This window comes from Salinigranum salinum (genome assembly GCF_009176545.1).
Lineage (GTDB): Archaea > Halobacteriota > Halobacteria > Halobacteriales > Haloferacaceae > Salinigranum > Salinigranum salinum.
The window spans coordinates 1160870-1182068 of sequence record NZ_VTOJ01000002.1 but is presented as its reverse complement, the minus strand read 5'-3'; the positions used below and the strand labels follow the sequence as shown (position 1 = coordinate 1182068).

Genomic DNA, 21199 nt, shown 5'->3' with positions numbered 1-21199 from the left:
CGTAGCCACCGACGTGACCGGACGTCGGACAGTGCCCGCACCTGCCGGCGGTTGGATCGTCCCTCGAGCCGTGACTGCGGTCGTGGAACTACCCTTCGCCGACCATCCGGTCTTCGTCCTCCCACTCCTGTTCGCGGAGTTCGTACTTCTGGACCTTCCCGGTCGCTGTCTTCGGCAGCTGCTTCACGAACTCGATCTCCTTCGGCACCTTGTACGTCGCGATGCGGTCGCGGCAGAACTGGACGAGCTCCGCCTCGGAGGTGCCGGGGTCGTTCGGGTCGCCGCTCGCCGGCACGACGAACGCCTTCGGCACCTCGCCCCACTCGTCGGAGGGGGCGGGGATGACGGCCACGTCGTCCACGGCGGGGTGGTCGAAGAGCGTGTCTTCCAGTTCGATCGACGAGATGTTCTCCCCGCCGGAGATGATGATGTCCTTCTTGCGGTCCTGGATGATGACCATCCCGTGTTCGTCCATCGCGGCGAGGTCGCCCATGTGGTAGTAGCCCTCGACGCGGTCGGTGAACGCCTTCTCGGTCTCCTCGGGCTTCTCCCAGTAGCCCTCCATCACCTGGTTGCCCCGGACGACGATCTCGCCGATACTCGTCCCGTCCCGGGGGACGTCGTTGCCGTCCTCGTCGACGACGCGCACCTCCGTCCCGAGGTAGCCGATCCCCTGTCTCTTCTTCACGGCGAACCGGCTGTCGTCGTCGGGGTCGTACAGTCGCCTCGCGTTCGAGGTCGTGATGAGCGGCCCCGTCTCGGTCGCACCGTAGGTGTGCATCAGATGCCAGCCGAGGTCGTCTTCGATACCGCGGATGGTCGCCTCCGGCGGGGCGGCCCCCGCCGTCGCGACGCGTACCGGATTCGCGCCCGTGGCTGGGGGGTCGTGTTTCTCGTAGTAGTCGATCAGTCGGTTCAGGACCGTCGGCGCGGCACAGAGGTACGAGACACCCTCCTCGCGGATCGACTCGAAGATGTGCTCCACGTCGACGCCGCGGGTACAGACGTGTCGGGCACCCAAGCCCGTCACGGCGTAGATGTGTCCCCAGCCGTTGACGTGGAACATCGGGAGCGACCAGTAGTAGACGTCGGCGTCTGTGATCTCCTTGTGGATGCTGGCGAGATACGCGTGGAGCGTCTCACACCTGTGGGTCCGGCAGACGCCCTTCGGATCGCCGGTCGTCCCCGAGGTGTAGTTGATGGTGACCACTTCGTCCTCGTACATCTCGGGGCGTTCGTGCTCCCCCCCCTCTGTGACGAGCGCGTCGAACGACTCCCAGTCGCCGTCGACCGCCTCGGCGTCGTTCGTGACGAACAGTTCCGTGGGAACGTCGTCGCGGATCTGCTCGATCTTGTCGGCGTAGTCGTAGTCGGCGTAGATCGCCTTCACTCCGGCGTCGTTGAGGATGTACTCGAAGTCGTTCGGGACGAGCCGGTAGTTCAGCGGCGTGTGGATGGCCCCACACTCGAACGCGGCGTACGCCGACTCCAGATGGTAGTGCGTGTTCGGGTCGAGGACGGCCACCCGGTCGCCCTTCTCGACTCCTCGCGCCTGGAGCGCCGCGGCGAACCCGTCGACCCTGTCGCCCAGTTCGTCGTACGTGTACCGTTCGCCGGTCGTCGCCAACACCGCCTCCTGATCGCCGTAGTGTCGTCGTGCGCGATCCAGGAAGTCGGTTACGAGGAGTGGTTTCTCCATGGCGAGTCGTTTATAGACGTTCATGAAATAGGTTGCGGGCGACGCCCGGGAGCCGATACCACGCCGGACGGCTCAGACGTCCATCGAGTCGTCGAGATCGTAGATCTCGACCGTCGAGGCGGTCACCACGAACCACAGTTCCCAGGCGGCGAAGGCGACGATGCGGACGTCGCTGTCGGCGTCCCGCCTGCTCTCGAACAGGTAGTTGAGCGCCTCGACGTCGACGACCGCCACCAGCGGTCTGACGGCCGTGAGGTCGTCGATGACCTCCCCGGCGGCCCGCAATACGGCGTCGCTGAGCGGCTCGTCGGGGGCGACGTCGTATCGGACGACCGCATCGGCGTTCGGCGGCCGAACATCGGGAGGCGAACCCATCGATACCGCGAAGGAGACACCGGGGGGGGCTAAATTTGATGGAACTACTCACACGACACCTACGGTTTATAAAGAAGTTCTGCAGGAACGAACGCTCCGCTCTCGGTCCCGGCGGTACGTCCGGGTACGTGTCGAGCGGTGTAGACTCCGTTTCACTCAGTATCGGTACTTACCACTCACGACCGTCGCGTGACACACGAGGACAACCCAAAACTACCCAGGAAAGTGTCATATCCGGGGACCGCGAAGCCGACGTATGGCCCTCTCGGATTACACCGGACTGACACCACAGGCCGAACCCGGCATGGTCGTCGGCCGCGTCTCACAGCACCACCTGTGGACGATGGATGCCGAACAGACCGCACGCTGTCCGCACTGTGACGCCGTGCTCGATCTGCACGAACGCCACCTCCTCGTGACGCTCTCGGAGGAGTCGAACTACCTCCCCGCCGGCAAGCGCTACCTCTGCGACGAGGCGTGTCTGCAGGGGTGGCTCGACGCCGAGTGAAACGCCTCCCTCGGGTCGAGAGACGTCCACGAGTGGCGTCGCTCCGGTCGGCGCTGGACCCGGCCGTCGCCCGCGATGCGTCACCGTGCCGCTCCCCGATCTGCTCGCGTCGAACACACCGGGGGAGCGTCGTGACCGGGCGGCGTGGCGCGCGAACCGCTCAGTCGCTCTGAACCTGCTGCTGGATGTCCTCGACGATCTCGGGGTTGCGGAGCGTCGTCGTGTCGCCGAGTTCCTCCTCGTTGGCGATCTGTTCGAGCAGGCGGCGCATGATCTTTCCAGACCTGGTTTTGGGCAGCTCGGGCGTGAAGATCACCTGTTCGGGCCGCGCGATGGGGCCGATGGCGTCCTCGACGCCCTCGACGATGCGCCCGCGCATCTCCTCGTCACCCTCGTAGCCGTCCTCGAGGATGACGTAGGCGTACACCGCTTCGCCCTTGATCTCGTGGTCGCCGCCGACGACGGCGGCCTCGGCGACGCCGTCGACGCCGACGATGGCCGACTCGATCTCCATCGTCCCCAGCCGGTGGCCGGAGACGTTGAGCACGTCGTCCACCCTCCCCAGCACGGTGATGTACCCCTCGTCGTCGATCTTCGCGCCGTCCTCGGGGAAGTAGATCCAGTCGTCGGGATCGCTGGAGTCGGTGTCGGAGTACTCCGCCCAGTACTCCTGGATGAAGCGCTCGTCGTTCTTGTACAGCGTCCGGAGCATGCCGGGCCACGGCTTCTGGACCGTGAGGTACCCCGCACGGCCGGCCTTGACCTCCTCGCCCTTCGTGTCGACGATGCGCACGTCGAGTCCCGGTAACGGGGGCCCTGCGCTCCCGGGCTTCATCTTCTTGACACCCGGCAGGCCGGTGATCATCATGCCTCCGGTCTCGGTCTGCCACCACGTGTCGACGACGGGGCACTCCTCGTCGCCGATGTGCTGGTAGTACCACTTCCACGCCCGCGGGTTGATCGGTTCGCCGACGGTTCCCAGCAGGCGGAGGCTCGAGAGGTCGTGTCGCTCGGGGAACTCCGCGCCCCACTTCATGAACGCCCTGATGGCGGTGGGTGCGGTGTACAGCTGCGTCGCCTCGTACTCCTCGACGATCTCCCAGAGCCGGTCGCGCTCGGGGTAGTCGGGCGTCCCCTCGTACATCATCGTCGTGGTCCCCAGCGCGAGCGGTCCGTAGACGATGTACGAGTGGCCCGTGATCCAGCCGATGTCGGCCGAGCAGAAGTACGTGTCCTCGGGCTTGATGTCCAGCACCGCCTGCGAGGTCCACGCGGCCCACGCGAGGTAGCCCGCGGTCGTATGTTTGACGCCCTTGGGCTTGCCCGTCGTCCCCGAGGTGTACATGAGGAACAGCATGTCCTCGGCGTCGCGCTCGACGGGGTCGACCTCGGCACCCGCCTGGTCGGCGACGAGGTCCGCGTAGGCGTGCTGGTTGTCGGCGAGGTCGTGGCCGAAGCCGTCGCCGTCCATCAGGCGCTCGGCGACGACGACCCCTTCGACGTCGTGTTCCACCCCGTCGAGCCCCTCGTTGGCCTTCGCGAGGTGGTCGAGGGGGTCGCCGCGGCGGTAGTAGCCGTCACACGTGACGAGATACTCCGAGTCCGCGGAGTTCATCCGCGTGGCGAGGGCGTCCGCCGAGAACCCCGCGAACACCACCGAGTGCGGCGCGCCGATGCGTGCACACGCCAGCATGGCGATCGGGAGCTGGGGGATCATCGGCATGTACATCGTGACGACGTCGTCCTCACCGACGCCCATGTCGAGGAGGGCGGCCGCGAACTCGTTGACCTCGCGGTGCAGTTCCTCGTACGTGTACGTGACGTTGTCCTCGTCAACCGGCTCGCCGACCCACTCGATGGCGGCCTCGTCGCCACGCTCGTCGAGGTGCCGGTCGAGACAGTTGTCCGAGACGTTCAGCTTTCCGTCGGTGAACCACTTGTAGAAGGGCGGGTTCGAGTCGTCCAGCACCTGCTCGTACTCCTCGTACCAGTCCAGCAGTTCCGCCGCGGCCCGCCAGCAGTTGGGCCAGTTCTCCTCGAACTGTCCGTAGATGTCAGGGTCCGACACGTTCGCCTGCTCGACGAACCCCGCCGGCGGTTCGAACTCCTCCTGCGCTGCCAACCGTGCCTCGAGTTCCGCGTCTCCGTCTGACATAACTCGCTAGAATGGTTCCGAATCATCCATGATAAACTATTGGGATGTGGGTCTGCAGACGGGTGATGAGATAGTGTCTCACACGGCCGAAATCGACCGACGAGGCGGCCACCGTCGCATCGTCATCGGGTCGAGGTCGTCGTCGACACCACCCGAGACGACCTGACCGGCGCCGTCGCCCCGTCAGCCGAGGCTGATCGTCTCGCGGTACTGTCCGTACTCGGCCTCGAACACCTGCATGATCTCGCCCATCGTCACGTACGCCTTCACCGCGTCGACGAGCGCCGGCATCACGTTCTCGTCGGCTGCGACCACCTCCCGAAGGGTGTCGAGCGCCGTCTCGACGGCGTCGTCGTCGCGTTCTTCTTTCACCGCCTCGAGCCGCGACAGCTGGCGTTCCTGGACCTCCTCGGAGACGTGCAGCAGGTCGGGGCGGGTGTCCTCGTCCATCTCGTAGCGGTTGACGCCGACGACGACCTCTTCCTCGCGTTCGACGCGTTCCTGGTACTCGTAGGAGGCGTTCCCGATCTCCCGGTGGAAGTAGCCCTGTTCGATCCCCTCGAGCACGCCGTCGCGGACCGACCCGTCGCCCATCTCGCGGATCTCCTCGATGTACGCCATCGTCTCCGCCTCGACCTCGTTCGTGAGCGACTCGACGAAGAACGACCCGCCCAGGGGATCGATCACGTCCGCCGCCCCGGACTCCTCGGCGATGATCTGCTGGGTTCGGAGCGCGACGCGCACGGCCTCCTCGCTCGGGAGGGCGAGCGCCTCGTCGTAGGAGTTGGTGTGGAGCGACTGCGTCCCGCCCATGACGCCCGCGAGCGCCTGGATGGTCACCCGGACGACGTTGTTCAGCGGCTGCTGTGCCGTGAGCGACTGTCCCGCCGTCTGAGTGTGGAACTTCATCCGCTTCGATGCCTGGTCAGAAGCGTCGTACCACTCGTCCATGATCCGGGCGTAGATGCGCCGGCCCGCGCGGAACTTCGCGACCTCCTCGAAGATCGAGTTGTGTGAGTTGAAGAAGAACGACAGCTGCGGCGCGAACTCGTCGACCGCGAGTCCCCGATCCAGTGCGTCCTCGACGTAGGCGAAGCCGTCCGCGAGCGTGAACGCGAGTTCCTGGACCGCTGTCGACCCCGCCTCGCGGATGTGGTAGCCCGAGATGGAGATGGGGCTCATCTTCGGCGTCTCTCGGGCGGCGAACTCGACCGTGTCGGTCACCAGTTTGAGCGAGGGCTCGGGGGGGATCACCCACTCCTTCTGCGCGATGAACTCCTTCAGCATGTCGTTCTGGAGGGTGCCGTCCAGCTCCTCGCGGGGGACGCCACGCTGGTCCGCGAGCGCGACGTACATCGCGAAGATCACCGGCGCGGAGGGGTTGATCGTGAACGACGTGGTGACCTCGGCGATGTCGATCCCTTCGAAGAGGATCTCCACGTCGCGCAGCGTGTCGACGGCGACGCCCTCCTTGCCCACCTCCCCGTCGGAGAGCGGGTCGTCGGAGTCTTTGCCCATCAGCGAGGGCATGTCGAACGCCGTCGACAGGCCCGTCTGCCCGTGTTCGATGAGGTAGTGGAAGCGCTCGTTGGTCTCGCTGGCGGTGCCGAACCCCGCGAACTGCCGCATCGTCCACGTCCGCCCGCGGTACATCGTCGCGTAGGGGCCTCTGGTGAAGGGGAACTCGCCGGGGAAGCCGAGATCCTCGTCGTAGTCCATTCCGGCGACGTCGACGGGGGTGTAGAGGTCGTCGACAGCGTGGTTCGAGACGGTCGCGAACCGGTCCTTGCGCTCGCCGAACCGATCGAGGACGGGGTCGCGCGTCTCCTCCTCCCACGCCGCGCGCGACTCGCGGATCGCGTCGAGGTCCTCCTCGTCGTACATGCGTCGAGTTACCGAGGGACGATGATTAAGGATTCGGGTCCCGCGCGGGAGCCGACCTCAGGCGCTGATGATCCGGGCCCGGTGGGTCGTTCGGCGAGCGCCGAATCTGTCCGACGGACTGCGTCCGGCCACGGGCACGACGACGGTCAGCCCGACCGTGCCGACGCTCCCCGAGCCCTGCTCGCCGTCGCGCCCCTCGACTCCCCGCGCAACTCGGCCAGCGTCCCGTCCGCGTCCCACGTCTCGACGACCTGCCGCAGGCCCCCGCGGTACGTCGGGTACTCCGGTTCCCACCCGAGGTCGCGCCGCGCCCTCTCGTTCGTCGTCGGCGTCGGGCGGGTGAGTCCCTTCGCGGTGATCTCCCCGACGAAGAACCGGGCGAGCCACCCCGGGATTCGGCTCGGTTCCGGCGCATCGAGCAGGTCCGCGAACGTCCCGAAGAACGCTGCCGCGGTCGCGGGCTCGTCGTCGACGACGTGGAAGACCCCGCTCGCCTCGCGTTCGACCGCGGCGACGAAGGCGTTCGCCGCGTCGTCGGCGTGGACGAACGAGAGTTCGGCGTCCCGCCGACCGAGGAGCCCACCCCCGACGACCGGGAGGTCGCCGTCGAGTAGCTGTTCGCCCCACTCGCGCGTGTCCCGTGCGTCCGGCGCGTAGAAGAACCCACACCGCAGGACCGCGGCGTCGAACCCCTCGTCGCTGGCGCGGGCGTCGAGCAGGTCCTCCACGTCGGCGGCCGACTGCGTGGCTCTGTCGGGGTGACGGTCGGCCGTCTCGTCGAACCGCGAGCCGTCGGGCTGGCGGGCGACCCAGACGACGCTCGGGAACACCACCTGACGGAGTTCCCCGGCGGCGTCGAGGAGGTTCCGCATCCCCTCGCGTCTGACCCGGTCGTTTCGGGCCCACTCCTCGTCGCTCGGCTTCTGCGAGTCGGGGATGGCGGTTGCGGCGTGGATCAGTACCGCCACGTCGTCGTCGATCGTCCGGTCGAGCGTCGCCGGGTCGAGCACGTCTCCCCGGCGTGCAGTCCCGCCCAGCCGCTCGACGAGGCGTTCGCCCGCGTCGTCCCTGGCGAGGCCGACGACGTCGTACCCCTGGTCCGTGAGTCGGTCGACGAGTCGATGCCCGAGGACGCCGGTCGCGCCCGCGACGAACACTGTCGCACTCATACGAGCGGATAGGGGCCAGGCGTGCGAAGCGCTGGTGCCGGACGCACGCGGGGGCTTTATGTCAGACGACCGTCTGCTCTCGCGCATGAAGCACGTCCGGGTCCGGCTCGCCGCGGGCGGCCGAGAGGCCGAAATCCACCCGATGTACGACGTGTGGACCAACGCCCCGTTCGTCGAGCGGGCGACCGCGCTCCAGTGGAACTTCACGGGCGACGCGCTGGGTATCCTCCACTACGCCGTCGGCGACGCCGACGCCTTCGAGGCGCGCGTCGCGACGATCCCGGAGGTCGTCGACCACGAGGTGGTCCGTGCCGGCGACGACGCGTTCTACGCCTACGTCCGGGACGCCACGACGGAGGCGCTCGGCGACCTGTTCGGACCCATCACCCGGGGCGGGCTGATCGTCGTGCCGCCCATCCGCTACCACGCGGACGGGACGGTTTCGGTCTCGCTGTTCGGCCCCGACGCCGAGGTTCAGGCGGCGGTCGAGAGCCTCCCCGACCCGGTCGACGTCTCCATCGAGGCGGTCGGCGGACTCCGGACGGTGGCAGCGACCGTCGAGACGCACCTCACGGAGCGCCAGCGCGAGGCGCTCGCGGCCGCGGTCGACCTGGGCTACTACGAGATCCCGCGGGAGGCGACGCACGAGGACGTCGCCGGGGCGATCGACTGCGCGCCCAGCACCGCGGCCGAACACCTGCGCAAGGCCGAGTCGAGGCTCGTCTCCTCGGTGTTCGAGCCGTGACTGCCGGAGCGGACCGGGGTTACGCCTCGCCCAGCACCGCGAGGTTCCGGTCGCGGTCCCACGCGACGACGTGTGCGTCCACGACGGCCAGGTCGTCGGGGAGGAACCCAATTCGCTCGAACCACAGCCGCTCACCGGTCTCGGCGTCGAGCGCGAGAACGCCCGCCTCGTCGCCGACGAGGTGCGGGTCGGTCGGCGAGGCGTCGACCGTGGGACCGACGCCGGCGTAGACGACGTCCGCGGTGGCGGCCACCGCCGAGACCACTGGCTGGAGCTCCGGTTCGAACTGTGGGGTGGCGTTCTCGACCGCGACCCGGTGCGTCCACGCGGTGGTTCCAGTCACCGGTTCGACGGCGTAGATCGCCGCCCGGAGGCCGTCCGGGACGTCGACGGTGTCGCCGACGTACACCCGGTCCGGTCCGACGGCCGGCCGTGTCACCCGCCGCCCCCGCGGTGCGCTCGTGTGGTGACCGACGAACCACCACTGGTCGGCGTCGGTGAACCCTCCCTCGGGCGTGATGCGAGGCGTCGCCAGGAGCGTCCCCGGCGTCCCACCCTGTCGTCGAGCGGCCGGCCCCCCGAACGCGTGGTCCACGCCGACCGCGACCGGCGGACAGAACTCGTCGAGCCCCTCGGCGAGGCGGATCGGTTCGTCCTCGAAGACGTTCCCCACGCTGGCACCGTCGTCGCCCGGCCCCACGAAGTAGACGCTCTCCGGGGCGACGGTCGGCCGGCGCGCGATCCGGGATGCGTCTTCGACCCAGAGCCGCCACAGTTCCGCGCCCGAGTCGGCGTCCAGCCCGTGGAGTCCGTAGCTGCTCGTGACGTGGGCGACGCCGTCGGCGACCACCGGCGACGACACCCGAAAGCGGTCACGCCTCGCGGGCAGAAACGACCCGTGCACGCGCTCGGTGAGCGTCGTGTAGAGGTCGTGCGTCCACCCGAGCTGGCCGTCCGGGCCGACCCGCCTGACGCGCCCCGTGCCCGAGGCGTACAGCGTCGAGCCGTCCGACCACGGGGCCGCGATCGGGTGGTCGACCGCCGTCTCCCACTCCAGCGTGCCGTCTGCGAGGGCGTACGTCGCGAGCGTGGCACGCTCACCGGCCGGTCCCGGCCGTGTGAGACTGAGTCGGTCCCTGGTGACGCCGCCGACGAACCCGGCGAACGGACTCTCCCAGCGGATGGTCGGCTCTCTGATGGGAGTAACGGCGGCGAACCGGGTGTTCCGCAGATCGCCGCCGGGCCCGGCCCAGACACCGACCGGTGGGTCGTCGTCGCTCCCAAGGGTGGGGGGCGGCACGTCCTCGGGGCGGTCGGGGGCGAAAGGGTCGCCGCTACAGCCGGCGAGTCCGCCGATCGACGCGGTGCCGAGGGCCGCGAGGACCGTGCGGCGGGAGGCGGACGGCGGCAGGGACACGGTCTTCGTGGGTGACGGTCGGACAAAAGTCTCGTGGCGGAGCCGTTCTCGGCCCGTGGGAACCTCGAATATTGATAAATGAACACGAGACAAACGTGTCGCCATGTGCGAACACGCACGGTTGACGGTCCCCCGACGGACGGTGCTGGCCGGGGCGGTATCTCTCGGTGTCGCCGCCCTCGCCGGCTGTAGCGGTGGTTCGGGGGGTGGCGAGATGCCCGACCCCATCACGCTCACGGGGGACCACAGCTGCGACGTCTGTGGGATGGTCATCCCGAACCACCCTGGCCCCTCCGCCGAGATCTTCTACCCCGGCGAACGCCCGGCGGGGCACTCGAACCCCGCCCGGTTCGACAGCACCTGGGAGGCGTACGGGTTCCACTTCGACCGGCGCGACGAGGGGTGGGAGGCGGCCGCCTTCTACGTGACCGACTACTCCACGGTCGACTACCGGACGTTCACCGAGGGCGGCGACACCCTCATCTCGACCCACTCCGAGGCCGACGCGTTCGTCGCCGCCACGGAGGTCACGTACGTCGTCGGCAGCGACGTGAAGGGGGCGATGGGACGGGACCTGATCGCGTTCTCCGACCGCGCGGACGCCGAGTCGTTCCGCGACGAACACGGCGGCGAGCTGATGACACACGGCGACGTGAGCCCGGCAACCGTCGCGAGCCTCGGCCGCTGACGAACACTGTCGACGCTCTCCCACCCTCATCAAATCCAATCTAATCCATGACCTTCGTCACTCCCGGTGCGGTGCGTGCGGCGACGGCCGTCCTCGTGGGTCTGCTGGTCGTCTCCAGCGGCGCGTTCGCGCTCGGTCCGACGCCGGACGACCAGCTCCGACCGGTGCCGTTCGACCGGACGCTGTCGACCGGCATGACGTACGTCGACGTCAACCGCGCCGAGACGGAGGGTTTTCTCGTCCCCCGTGCCGAGGTGTACTTCTCGCAGTACCGGTTCGTCGTCGGCTACTACGGCGTCGAGACCGCCGCGGGCGAACTCGCCGCGCCGGAGACGCGCGCGGGGTTCGGCGACCCGCTCGCCGTCTTCGTTTCGGACTTCTCGACCGTCTCTCCGGTGCTGACGCCCGAGGGGCATCTGACCGCGGAACGCGGTCGTGCGGTCGGCTGGACCCGGGCCGAGGACGCCTCGTTCGTGGTCGACAGCAGCGCGCGGGCACCGAGCCAACCGCTCGCAGTCTCCTTCTCCGCACGGGCCGACGCCGAGGCGTTCGCCGACGCACACGGCGGTCGCGTCGTCGACTGGGAGACGCTCCAGCGCACGGCCGAGAACCCGCTCGACCGGCGGCGGGACCGGTTCGATCGGCGAATCGCCGCTCAGCAGGCGTGGGCCGACGACGTCGCGGCCGACGGTCGCGCGCTCCTCGACCGGCCCGTCTCCGTCGTCGTGGGCGCGGACGCGCCGACGCTCGCGGCCGCGCTCGACCGAGCCCCACCGAACACGACCGTCCGGCTGCCGCCGGGGACGTACGACGTGACGAACCTCTCGGTGACGACGCCGGTCACGATCGCCGGATCGGGGAACGACACCGTGTTACGAGGGAACGGCACCGACAGCGTGCTACTGCTGCGCCAGCCGCACACCGCGGTGTCGTCGCTCCGAATCACCGGCGTCGGCCCGAACGGCACCCAGCGCCGGCCACACGGCGAGAACCTCACGCGCGAGGACTGGTCGCGCGTCGTCCAGTTCGCCTACGGTCGGGGTGACGCGGGGGTCGTGATGCACCGGGCGAACGGTTCGCTCGTCCACGACGTCACGATCGAGACGCCCGCCAGCGGCGTCGTCGTCCGCTTCTCCGACCGCGCGGCCGTCGTCGACAGCCGGATCGAGGGGAGCGACGACCCCTGGGACGGGTTCATGGGCGTCGTCCTCATGCAGTCACGCGCGCTGGTCGAGGGGTCGACGTTCGTCGGCGGGCGCGACGCCGTCTACACCCACCGTGCCGACGGCTTCGTCGTCCGTGACAACTCCATGTCCGACGAGCGATACGGCGTCCACTTCATGTACACCTCCCGGGGGCTGGTCGCGAACAACACGATCCGCGACACGCGCGCTGGCATCATCATCATGACCCGTCCCGTCGAGAACGTCGTCGTCGGCAACGACGTGCGCGACTCGGAGTACGGCTTCGTCCCCGTCGGCGGCGACAGCTACTACGCCCACAACGTCCTCGTCGACAACGACCACGGGCTCTCCGTCTCCGGTCACCGCTCCGTCTACGAGGGGAACGTGGTCGCGAACAACGGGGTCGGCGTCCGCGCCACGACGCTGTTCCCGACGAACTGGGTCGTGCGGAACGACGTCGTGGACAACGACAGACAGGTCGAGACGGGGCGCGGCCCCCTCCGGACGTGGTCCCGCGGCGACGAGGGCAACTACTGGGGGCCGCTCCCGATCCCCGACGCCGACGGGGACGGGACGCTCGATCGACCCTACCGGCCGACGGGCCCGGTCGACGGCGCGCTGCGCGACGAACCGGCCGCGTGGACGGTGTCGCAGGCCCCGTCGGTCGTCGCGCTCCGCGCGGTCGGTACCGATGTCTCCGGCCTGCGCTCGGCGGGCGTCGTCGATCAGTCGCCGCGTGCGTCCCCCGCCAATCCGGCGCGTCTGGCGAACGCGACGCGGGAGGTGGCGCCGTGACCGAGACGAACCGCACCGACGGGGCGACGGGCGATCCACACGACGGCGAGTCCGCGCGAGACGACGCCCGGGATGACGACGCCGCGCCCGCCGCGACCGTGGACCCGGCGGTGACCGTCGACGAACTCGCCCACGGGTTCGGCGACGTGACCGTCCTCGACGGGGTTTCGCTCGCGGTCGAGCCCGGCTCGCTCCTGAGCGTCGTCGGCCCCAACGGCTCCGGCAAGTCGACGCTCCTCCGGATCGTCGCCGGACTCCTGCGCCCGGACGGCGGCCGGGTCGACGTCGACCGGAGGGGAGTGCGTCCGATCGGCTACCTCCCCCAGCGGCCGTCGTTCCGCCCCGGTTTCACGGTCGCCGACACGCTCGCGTTCTACGCCGACCTGCTCGGCCCCGACGGCGGGACCGACGTCGACGAGGTCCTCGATCAGGTGGGGCTGGCCGGCGTCCGGAACCGGAACGTCGAGGCGCTCTCGGGCGGGATGACACGACTGCTCGGCCTCGCGCAGGCGCTGCTCGGCGACCCCGCCGTACTCGTCCTCGACGAGCCTGCGAGCGGGCTGGACCCCGCCATCTCCGCGCACATCTTCGAGACCATCCGCGACGTCGCCGACGACGGCCGGGCGGTCCTGCTCGCCTCGCACGACCTCGTCGCCGTCGAACGGACCGCCGACCGGGTCGTCCTCCTCGACCGGGGTCGGTTCGTCGTCGACGGTGTCCCTCGCGAACTGATCGCCGACGCCGACGCGGACGGCCTCGTCGACGTCTTCCTCTCCGCCGTGTCGGACGACGAGGACGGGGATCGTCCGACCGTCCGGACCGGCCTCCAGTCGGGCGTCGCTCCCGACGACCTCGACGGCGGATCCGGGGGTGACTCCCGGTGAGCCTCGTCGACCGAGCGGGTCGGCACCGTGTCCTCGTCGTCGCGGCGCGCGACCTCCGGACGGTCGCCCGCACCTGGTCGGTTCTCGTGCTCGGTCTCGTCGTCTTCGCGAGCGTGGTCGGCGTCGTCGTCGCCGGCAGCGGGGCCGGCGGCTTCGTGCCGCTGGCGCTCGACCTGCTGTTCACGGTCGAGGTACTCGTCCCCCTGTTCGCGTTCGCCGCGGGCTACCGGGCGGCGCTCGACGACCGCGTCTCCGGCGAACTGGAGGCGATCCGCACCTACCCGCTCTCGCGCGCCGAGTACGTCCTCGGCGCGTACCTCGGTCGGGCACTGTTCGTCGCCACCGTCCTCTTCGCGACGCTCGTCGTCGCCGGGATCGTGGGCGCGACGCTCGCCCCGGGCCGGACGGATGTCGTCGCGGCCAACGACGCCGCCGACTCGCTGTGGCTGTTCGTCCGCTTCACCCTCCTCACGGTCGGCTTCGGCCTCACCACGCTGGCGATCGCCGTCGCTGTCTCGGCGGCGACGCGGAGCGTCCGGGGGGCGCTGGCGGTCGTCGTCGCGCTCGCCGTCGCCTTCCTCGTCGGCGTCGACGCGGGGGTCGTCGGGGGGCTCGCGGGTGGGCTCTCGCCCGACGTCCTCCCCGTCGTGATCGCGTTGTCGCCCGCGAGCGCGTTCCGCGGACTCGTGCTCGATCTCGTCGTCGGCGCGGTGAGCGGTCGCGACGCCGGCAGCACTCTCGGCGGCCTCGTGGGGCTCGTGGGGTGGTTCGCCGGGTCGCTCGCCGTGGCCGTCCTCACCGTCTGGGAGGCGTGACCATCGGGATCCTCGTCGCGCTCGACGTCGTGTATCCACGGTGCGAACAGCGCGCCGATCGACGTCGGAGGCGGGTCGGTGCGGGACGCGACCGCGCTTCGGTTCCGACTGTGGCGACAGTCCTGTTCGGACGGAGTCGTTCCGGGGTGAGTGTCGTTCCCAAAAATTATCATTTATTTAATTAAAATTCAGTAACATTTATTCCCGTCCCCCGCGAGGGGGTATCGGGGTGGGATCATGTCAACTGGAAAATTAGACATCTGGATCACCAGACTGGGTGAGCCGTGCAGGATCACGGACGAGACGTACTACGTCAGCATCGCCCACTGTAACGGCGAGATCCTCAAGTGGTGTGACCGGCGCTACCTGGGCCTTCGAGCACGGTGTGGGCATCTCGAGGTCGAGGTCCCTCCGGGCTGTTACCAGATTCGGGCAGTGCACCACGGACTGAGGGGCACCGGTGGTCTCTACTACGGGAACTGGCTCACCGACACCGCCATCGTCGAGGTTTCGTGCGGCGACCACGAGTGTGTGAAACTCTACGCCCCTGCAGCACGGGAGTGTGGCCAGCTCTTCGAGCGGGCACTGCGGCAGTTCGGGGAGCAGATGGGTGTCGACCCGGATCTGCTGGCGGGCACGCTTGACCACCTCGGGGAACTGGGCGATCAACTCCCAACGACGGCTGCCGTGTCGCGGAGACTCACCGGGTACGACGAACTGCTAGAGGTCGCCATGGAAGACGAAGACGACGCGGAGGAGGACGAACGAGAGGGGCACGACGAGGAGCGAGAGAAGCACGACAGGGACTGATACTGTTCGCTGTCGATCGGTGAGGAACGTCGGCCCTTCGGGGTGTGGGCGGTCTTCAGGCAGTCACAGTCGACACTCTTCACACGGGTGCAGTCGGAACGAGGACGGGCACGCGCGTCTGGCAGACGCAGAAGCAGTCGGAACAGTCGACCCGGTGCCGCTCAGCCGAAGTTCTCGACCTTCGTCTCGCCCACGTAGTCGAGCGCGGCCAGCGCGTCCGTGGCCCGGTCGACGAAGTCGGCGAAGCCGTAGACGAACACCTGTTCGTCCTCGGCGTCGCCGCCGAGCACGTCCCGGAGGTGGACGGCGAGGTCGGCGTCGGCGTCGTCCATGACGACCGTCGCCCCCATCGCGGCGAGTTCTTCAAGCCGCGTCACGTGCGCGGGCGCGTCGTCGAGATAGACGACGGCGACGTCGTTGCCGTCGGCGAGCGCGCGTTCGCCGATGCCGACGGCGGGCCCGACGCCGGGGCCGCCCGCGATCACCACGACGCGCGACTCCCCCTCGTAGTGGTTCGAGCCGAAGGGACCCTGCATCGTCAGTTCGTCGCCGGGCTCGAGCGTGGCGAGGTGCCGGGAGAACGGGCCGCTCTCCTCGCTGACGCCGACCGTGACCTCGAGACTCCCCTCGACGTCCGGCGAGGAGAGCGTGTAGAACCGGCTGTACTCCTCTCCGTCGACCGTCCCGGAGAGCTTCACGAACTGACCGGGCATCGCGGAGAACTCCGCCGGCGTCTCGAACCCGATGGCGACGGTGTCCGGCCCGACTTCGTGGACGGATGTCGCGGCGACTGTCGTGTTCATACTCGGTGTGGAACGGCCCCGGACAAAAAGTGCCCCGTTCGCACCGCGCCGATCGGATCACTGTGCGAGTGTTCTCTCTTTCTCCCTCGCACGGGTCGAACTCGCTCCGAGATACGATCCTTCACGGTCTTCAATCCCCCTTTCAGAAGGCTTTTGATGGGGCGTTGGGTATCAAAATTCAGCAATGGCTGCGGACTTCAACTGGGCCATCGGTGGCGAGGCTGGCGATGGCATCGACTCCACGGGGAAGATATTCGCCCAGGCGCTCTCGCGGGCTGGTCGGCACGTCTTCACCTCGAAGGACTTCGCCTCACGTATCCGCGGCGGGTACACGGCGTACAAGGTCAGGACGGCCGTCGAGCCGGTGCAGAGCGTCGTCGATCGGCTGGACGCGCTCATCGCGCTCACGCCACGAACCATCGACGAGAACCTCGACGAACTCCACGACGGCTCCGTCATCATCTACGACGGTGACCGCACCACGATGCAGGACGTCGAGATTCCGGAGGGGATGATCGGGCTGGACGTCCCCCTCAAGGCGCTCGCCGAGGAGGCAGGCGGTGCCATCATGCGCAACGTCGTGGCGCTGGGCGCGGCGTGTGCGGTCGCCGACTTCCCCATCGAGAACCTCGACTCCGCCCTCCAGAAACGCTTCGGTGGGAAGGGGCAGGCGATCGTCGACAACAACAAGCAGGCGGCGCGGAAGGGACAGTCGTACGTCGAAGACGAGTACGACTACGACTTCGACTACGACCTCGAGACCACCGACGCGGACTACGTCCTCCTCAACGGCGACGAGGCGATCGGGATGGGCGCGATCGCCGCCGGCTGCCGCTTTTACGCGGGCTACCCGATCACCCCCGCGACGGACGTGATGGAGTACCTCACGGGACGGATCGAACGGTACGGCGGCCACGTCGTCCAGGCCGAGGACGAACTCTCGGCGATCAACATGGCGCTCGGCGCGGCACGGGCCGGCGCGCGCTCGATGACGGCCACCTCCGGGCCGGGCATCGACCTGATGGCCGAGACGTTCGGACTGGTCGCCACGAGCGAGACGCCGCTCGTCATCTGCGACGTGATGCGCTCCGGTCCGTCGACGGGGATGCCGACCAAGCAGGAACAGGGCGACCTGAACATGGCGCTCTACGGCGGTCACGGCGAGATCCCCCGGTTCGTCCTCGCGCCGACGTCGCTCTCGGAGTGTTTCTGGAAGACCGTCGAGGCGTTCAACCTCGCGGAGAAGTACAACACGCCCGTCTACCTCCTCTCGGACCTGGCGCTCGCGGTCACGGAACAGACGTTCCCCCCCGAGGCGTTCGACATGGACGCTGTCGAGATCGACCGCGGCAAACTCGTCGACGACGACACGATCGAGGAGTGGCAGAACGAGAAGGGACAGTTCAAGGCTCACGCGCTCACCGACGACGGCGTGAGTCCACGGGCGGCGCCCGGAACTCGTGGGGGCGCACACATGTCGACCGGTCTCGAACACGACGAACTCGGGCGACGGACCGAGGACACGGGGATGCGCGTCGAACAGGTCGACAAGCGCAACCGGAAGGTCCAGACGGCGCGAGAGACCGAGGACTGGAGCCCGCGCGAGTTCGGCGACCCCGACTCGAAGAACCTCGTGCTCTCGTGGGGATCGAACGAGGGGGCGATGGAGGAGGCGATCGCCCTCCTCGACGAGGAGGGGATCGACGTGCGCTTCCTCTCGGTGCCGTACCTCTTCCCGCGGCCGGATCTGTCCGGTGAGGTCGCGGCGGCCGACAACGTGGTCGTGGTCGAATGTAACGCCACCGGACAGTTCGCCGACCTGGTCGAACACGACACGCTGACACGCGTCGACCGCGTCAACAAGTACGACGGCGTCCGATTCAAGGCGGACGAACTCGCCGAACAGATCAAGACGGCCCTCTCGACAGAGGTGACAGCATGAGCTCCGACGTCAGATTCACAGACTTCAAATCCGACAAGCAGCCGACCTGGTGCCCCGGATGTGGTGACTTCGGCACGATGAACGGTATGATGAAAGCGCTGGCAGAGACGGGGAACCACCCCGACGAGACGTTCATCGTCGCGGGCATCGGCTGCTCCGGGAAGATCGGCACGTACATGCACTCGTACGCCATCCACGGCGTCCACGGCCGCGCCCTCCCCGTCGGAACGGGCGTCAAACTCGCCAACCCCGACCTCGAGGTGATGGTCGCCGGCGGCGACGGCGACGGCTACTCTATCGGGGCGGGACACTTCGTCCACGCCGTCCGCCGGAACGTCGACATGTCGTACATCGTGATGGACAACCGCATCTACGGCCTCACGAAGGGGCAGGCCTCCCCCACCTCCCGCGAGGACTTCGAGACGTCGACGACCCCCGAAGGCCCACAGCAGCCCCCGGTGAATCCGCTCGCCCTCTCGCTCGCCGCCGGCGGCACGTTCATCGCGCAGTCGTTCTCGACCGACGCCAAGCGCCACGCCGAACTCGTCCGGCAGGCGATCGAACACGACGGCTTCGGCTTCGTCAACGTCTTCTCCCCGTGCGTGACGTTCAACGACGTCGACACCTACGACTACTTCCGCGACAACCTGGTCGACCTCGCGGAGACGGACCACGATCCCGCCGACAGGGATCAGGCGAAGGAGAAGATCCTCGACTCCTCGAAGGAGTACATGGGCATCCTCTACCAGGAGGAGAACTCGGTCCCCTACGAGGAGAAACACGGGCTCACGTCGAACATGGCCGACATCGGCGACGGCGCGCCCGACGACGCGATGGATCTCGTCCGCGAGTTCTACTGAGCCTCCCGGTGTCGACGAGCCGCCGCCCCGTCACTCGCCCGCGTCGACCTCGTGTTCGATGGCTTCCATCAGTGAGGTGATGGTCTCGTCCTCGTCCATGTCGTCGCCGTGGACGCCCATCGCGAAGACGACGTCCTCGCCGTGTTCGACGGCCATCAGGTGGACGAGGAGCGTTCTGGTCGTCTCGGCGTCGGCGCTCGGCTCGGGTTCGGACGGCCCCGCGGTCGTCGCGGCTTCGACCCGAACGGTCGCGGTGTAGGTGACGACCTCCACCGTCTGTCCGAGAACGGTCCGGTTCTGCACGCCCGTCTCCTCGAGACGGGCGACCTCGGTCACGTTGGCGCTCATCCCGTCGACGACGCCGCCGGTGGTGTTGTCCGCCTCGGCGACCACCTCGAACAGCTCCGAGACGACGCCGCGGTTCGACAGCTGCGCGAACGGGTTGACCGACTGTCCCTCGATCTTCCGGTTGGGCGAGCTCACCACGAGGAGCCCGGCCGTGTCGTTCCCACCCCCGGCGTTCTCGACCGTGCGCGAGTAGCCGGAGACCCAGACGTAGACGGTCACGTCGCGCGTGATCGGCCCGATTCCCAGCGGATACGTGAGCGGAACCTCCGTCGTGTTCCCGTGGATGTAGCCAACGGGTGTGTACGCCGTCTCGGGGATGGTCGCCGGCGAGGAGTGGACCTCGGCGAGCGTGCCGGTACAGCCCGCGAGGAGGACGACGACGGCGAGGGAGAGGGGTAGGAGACGCACTACTGGATCACGTACTGTACGTCGGGCGAGGATATCATCGTTTCTCTCGACTAACAGGACGGCCGGTGACGCCGTGGTCGGGTCGGACACGGCTCGTTCGACCGGGGCGATTCGCTCGGCCGAGTCGGCTCGCTCGGCCGAGTCGGCTCACTCGGCCCGCTCGATCTGCAGGCAAAAGCGCGCGCCGCAGTCGAGACACCGGGCGTCGTCGCTCTCGATGAGTTCCGTGACCAACACCTCGCCGAACTCGCAGTCCGGGCAGTCGTAGACGAGCGAGTCGCCGGCGATGCGGTGGGCGACGGCGTTCGTGTTCTCCGCGGTGAGTCGGATCATGCGCGACCTCCATGGGTACTGCTCGCACGAACCATGATAGCTCTGTCGCCGGTCCCGTACTGGGTGCGAACGGGTTCGTGGACGGATCGGCGGCGGCCCGGGCGCTCGGCGCGGGGCTCAGTTCAGGTACCGCTCGCTGAGGAGTCGTTTGACGAGCGAGGCGTCGGTGAGGTGAAGCAGTTTCACCAGCGCCCGGACGCTGCCGTTGTTGGCCTCGTTCAGCGTCTCCGCGTCGGCCCGGTTCAGATCTCGCATCAGCCTGTCGTAGCGCTCGTTGGGGGCGAGATACAGGAGTTCGGTCATCAACAGCCGGGTGCGCATCTCCGGTGCCACCTCCGTGTGCCAGAGGTGGTCGTACGCCGCCATCGCCTCCGCCGACGTGTCCCGGTCGCGGGGTGTGAGACAGCTGTCGATCGTGGTCGCCGCCGCGCGCGCCGACTTCATCCCCTTGTGGATCCCCTCGCCCCAGAGCGGGTCGATCGTCGGCACCGTGTCGCCGATCGCCAGGAAGTTGTCCGTGCTCATGCCGGTCGGCATCTGGATGTGCGCGGAGCCGCGGTGCTGTTCGCCCTCGAGCTTCCGTGCGTCCGCGAACCGGGGGTCGGTGTCGGTCCAGTACTCGAGGTAGCCGTCGATCGTCATCCCGTCCTTGGCGAACTCCCGGTGGCTCTCGTTCTGGATGTAACAGAGGCCGACCTTCGCAGTGTCCCCGCCGGTGTGGAAGATCCACGAGTAGCCGCCCGGTGCCAGGTCGTGGTCGAGACGCAACATCATCGCGTCGTGGAGGTCCGTGTAGTCGGGGTGGTCGAGGTCGACACCCTCGTACTCGTACTCGACACCGATGGCCTGTTTCTCGCGCTGCAAGTCGACCACGTCCAGCGCCCGCGCCAGCGGCGCTGCCGGCCCGGTCGCGTCGACGAAGACGTCGGCGTACACCTTCTCGGAGCCGTCGTACTGGACGCCGACGATCTCGCCGTCCTCGATGATGGGGGCCGAGACGCGGGCGTCGAACCGGTAGTCGGCACCCTTCTCCCGACCGTCCCTGACGAGGAACCGCTTGAAGTCGGCGAACTCGAGGACCGCCCCGGTCTGACGGCGAGCGTACGAGTCGCTCGGCGACTCCAGGACGATACTGTCGGTGAACTGCATGACGACGTCGTCGGGGACGTTGAACGACGTCAGCATCGACGGGAACGTCCCGCCGGTCGACTTGTTGCTCTGTCGCGGGAACTCGTCTTCGGCCTCGGTCTCGAGAACGAGCACGTCGTACTCCCTCGTGGCCAGGTCGCGTGCACACTGTGCCCCCGCCGGGCCGGCGCCGGCGACCACCACGTCGAAACGCTCGTCCATACCGTTCGCAGTTGCCTCGCATTAATC

At 68.3% G+C, this 21199-nt stretch carries 19 protein-coding genes; 9 read left to right on the top strand and 10 right to left on the bottom strand.

Features of this window, described 5'->3' with window-relative positions; translation table 11 throughout:
- Positions 1-88 precede the first annotated feature (88 nt).
- Both FZP69_RS17110 and FZP69_RS17105 read right to left on the bottom strand, forming a co-directional pair.
- On the bottom strand, positions 89-1699 hold the full coding sequence (locus tag FZP69_RS17110) for a long-chain-fatty-acid--CoA ligase (protein WP_152042593.1): 1611 nt from the start codon (positions 1697-1699) through the stop codon (positions 89-91).
- A 72-nt stretch (positions 1700-1771) separates the two neighbouring features.
- Complete coding sequence (locus tag FZP69_RS17105) at positions 1772-2074, bottom strand: HalOD1 output domain-containing protein (protein WP_152042592.1); 303 nt, start codon at positions 2072-2074, stop codon at positions 1772-1774.
- Between the two features lie 256 nt (positions 2075-2330).
- Between FZP69_RS17105 and FZP69_RS17100 the strand changes: the two genes are divergently transcribed.
- The gene (locus FZP69_RS17100) at positions 2331-2582 is read left to right on the top strand and encodes a DUF7576 family protein (RefSeq protein WP_152042591.1); all 252 of its coding nucleotides are present in this window, start codon (positions 2331-2333) and stop codon (positions 2580-2582) included.
- A 160-nt stretch (positions 2583-2742) separates the two neighbouring features.
- Here the strand turns inward: FZP69_RS17100 and acs are convergent, their stop codons facing one another.
- The 3 genes from acs to FZP69_RS17085 all read right to left on the bottom strand — a co-directional run bounded on the left by acs (position 2743) and on the right by FZP69_RS17085 (position 7790).
- The gene (gene acs / locus FZP69_RS17095) at positions 2743-4737 is read right to left on the bottom strand and encodes an acetate--CoA ligase (RefSeq protein WP_152042590.1); all 1995 of its coding nucleotides are present in this window, start codon (positions 4735-4737) and stop codon (positions 2743-2745) included.
- A 183-nt stretch (positions 4738-4920) separates the two neighbouring features.
- Positions 4921-6621: an acyl-CoA mutase large subunit family protein gene (locus FZP69_RS17090; protein ID WP_152042589.1), complete on the bottom strand. Its 1701-nt coding sequence runs from the start codon at positions 6619-6621 to the stop codon at positions 4921-4923.
- Between the two features lie 146 nt (positions 6622-6767).
- Positions 6768-7790 carry an NAD-dependent epimerase/dehydratase family protein gene (locus FZP69_RS17085; RefSeq protein WP_152042588.1) on the bottom strand — a complete coding sequence of 341 codons (1023 nt, stop codon included), beginning with the start codon at positions 7788-7790 and terminating at the stop codon, positions 6768-6770.
- An 85-nt stretch (positions 7791-7875) separates the two neighbouring features.
- Between FZP69_RS17085 and FZP69_RS17080 the strand changes: the two genes are divergently transcribed.
- Entirely contained in the window at positions 7876-8535 is a 660-nt protein-coding gene (locus tag FZP69_RS17080; protein WP_152042587.1) for a helix-turn-helix domain-containing protein, read from the top strand.
- A 19-nt stretch (positions 8536-8554) separates the two neighbouring features.
- On the opposite strand, the gene FZP69_RS17075 is transcribed toward FZP69_RS17080, so the two are convergent.
- Positions 8555-9952 carry an outer membrane protein assembly factor BamB family protein gene (locus tag FZP69_RS17075; protein ID WP_192918627.1) on the bottom strand — a complete coding sequence of 466 codons (1398 nt, stop codon included), beginning with the start codon at positions 9950-9952 and terminating at the stop codon, positions 8555-8557.
- A 103-nt stretch (positions 9953-10055) separates the two neighbouring features.
- Between FZP69_RS17075 and FZP69_RS17070 the strand changes: the two genes are divergently transcribed.
- From FZP69_RS17070 to FZP69_RS17050, 5 genes are all read left to right on the top strand, one after another.
- Positions 10056-10640: a nitrous oxide reductase accessory protein NosL gene (locus FZP69_RS17070; protein WP_152042585.1), complete on the top strand. Its 585-nt coding sequence runs from the start codon at positions 10056-10058 to the stop codon at positions 10638-10640.
- 47 nt (positions 10641-10687) lie between these two features.
- Complete coding sequence (locus FZP69_RS17065; protein WP_152042584.1) at positions 10688-12619, top strand: NosD domain-containing protein; 1932 nt, start codon at positions 10688-10690, stop codon at positions 12617-12619.
- Positions 12616-13503 carry an ABC transporter ATP-binding protein gene (locus tag FZP69_RS17060; RefSeq protein WP_152042583.1) on the top strand — a complete coding sequence of 296 codons (888 nt, stop codon included), beginning with the start codon at positions 12616-12618 and terminating at the stop codon, positions 13501-13503. The genes FZP69_RS17065 and FZP69_RS17060 overlap by 4 nt, the downstream gene beginning before the upstream one ends.
- Positions 13500-14318 carry an ABC transporter permease gene (locus FZP69_RS17055; protein ID WP_152042582.1) on the top strand — a complete coding sequence of 273 codons (819 nt, stop codon included), beginning with the start codon at positions 13500-13502 and terminating at the stop codon, positions 14316-14318. Before FZP69_RS17060 ends, FZP69_RS17055 begins: the two co-directional genes overlap by 4 nt.
- Positions 14319-14555: 237 nt before the next feature.
- On the top strand, positions 14556-15128 hold the full coding sequence (locus FZP69_RS17050) for a hypothetical protein (RefSeq protein WP_152042581.1): 573 nt from the start codon (positions 14556-14558) through the stop codon (positions 15126-15128).
- 161 nt (positions 15129-15289) lie between these two features.
- On the opposite strand, the gene FZP69_RS17045 is transcribed toward FZP69_RS17050, so the two are convergent.
- Positions 15290-15931 (bottom strand): FAD-dependent oxidoreductase, encoded by a 642-nt coding sequence (locus tag FZP69_RS17045; RefSeq protein ID WP_152042580.1) that lies wholly within the window; start codon positions 15929-15931, stop codon positions 15290-15292.
- Positions 15932-16115: 184 nt separating this feature from the next.
- Here FZP69_RS17045 and FZP69_RS17040 point away from each other — a divergent pair, with 184 nt between their 5' ends.
- The gene (locus tag FZP69_RS17040) at positions 16116-17873 is read left to right on the top strand and encodes a 2-oxoacid:acceptor oxidoreductase subunit alpha (RefSeq protein ID WP_152042579.1); all 1758 of its coding nucleotides are present in this window, start codon (positions 16116-16118) and stop codon (positions 17871-17873) included.
- The gene (locus tag FZP69_RS17035) at positions 17870-18733 is read left to right on the top strand and encodes a 2-oxoacid:ferredoxin oxidoreductase subunit beta (RefSeq protein ID WP_152042578.1); all 864 of its coding nucleotides are present in this window, start codon (positions 17870-17872) and stop codon (positions 18731-18733) included. Before FZP69_RS17040 ends, FZP69_RS17035 begins: the two co-directional genes overlap by 4 nt.
- 30 nt (positions 18734-18763) lie before the next feature.
- On the opposite strand, the gene FZP69_RS17030 is transcribed toward FZP69_RS17035, so the two are convergent.
- From FZP69_RS17030 to FZP69_RS17020, 3 genes are all read right to left on the bottom strand, one after another.
- Positions 18764-19489 (bottom strand): DUF6517 family protein, encoded by a 726-nt coding sequence (locus FZP69_RS17030; protein WP_152042577.1) that lies wholly within the window; start codon positions 19487-19489, stop codon positions 18764-18766.
- Between the two features lie 147 nt (positions 19490-19636).
- Positions 19637-19822 (bottom strand): hypothetical protein, encoded by a 186-nt coding sequence (locus tag FZP69_RS17025; RefSeq protein ID WP_152042576.1) that lies wholly within the window; start codon positions 19820-19822, stop codon positions 19637-19639.
- Positions 19823-19939: 117 nt separating this feature from the next.
- Positions 19940-21172, bottom strand: a complete 1233-nt coding sequence (locus tag FZP69_RS17020; RefSeq protein WP_152042575.1) for a digeranylgeranylglycerophospholipid reductase — start codon at positions 21170-21172, stop codon at positions 19940-19942.
- Positions 21173-21199 lie beyond the last annotated feature (27 nt).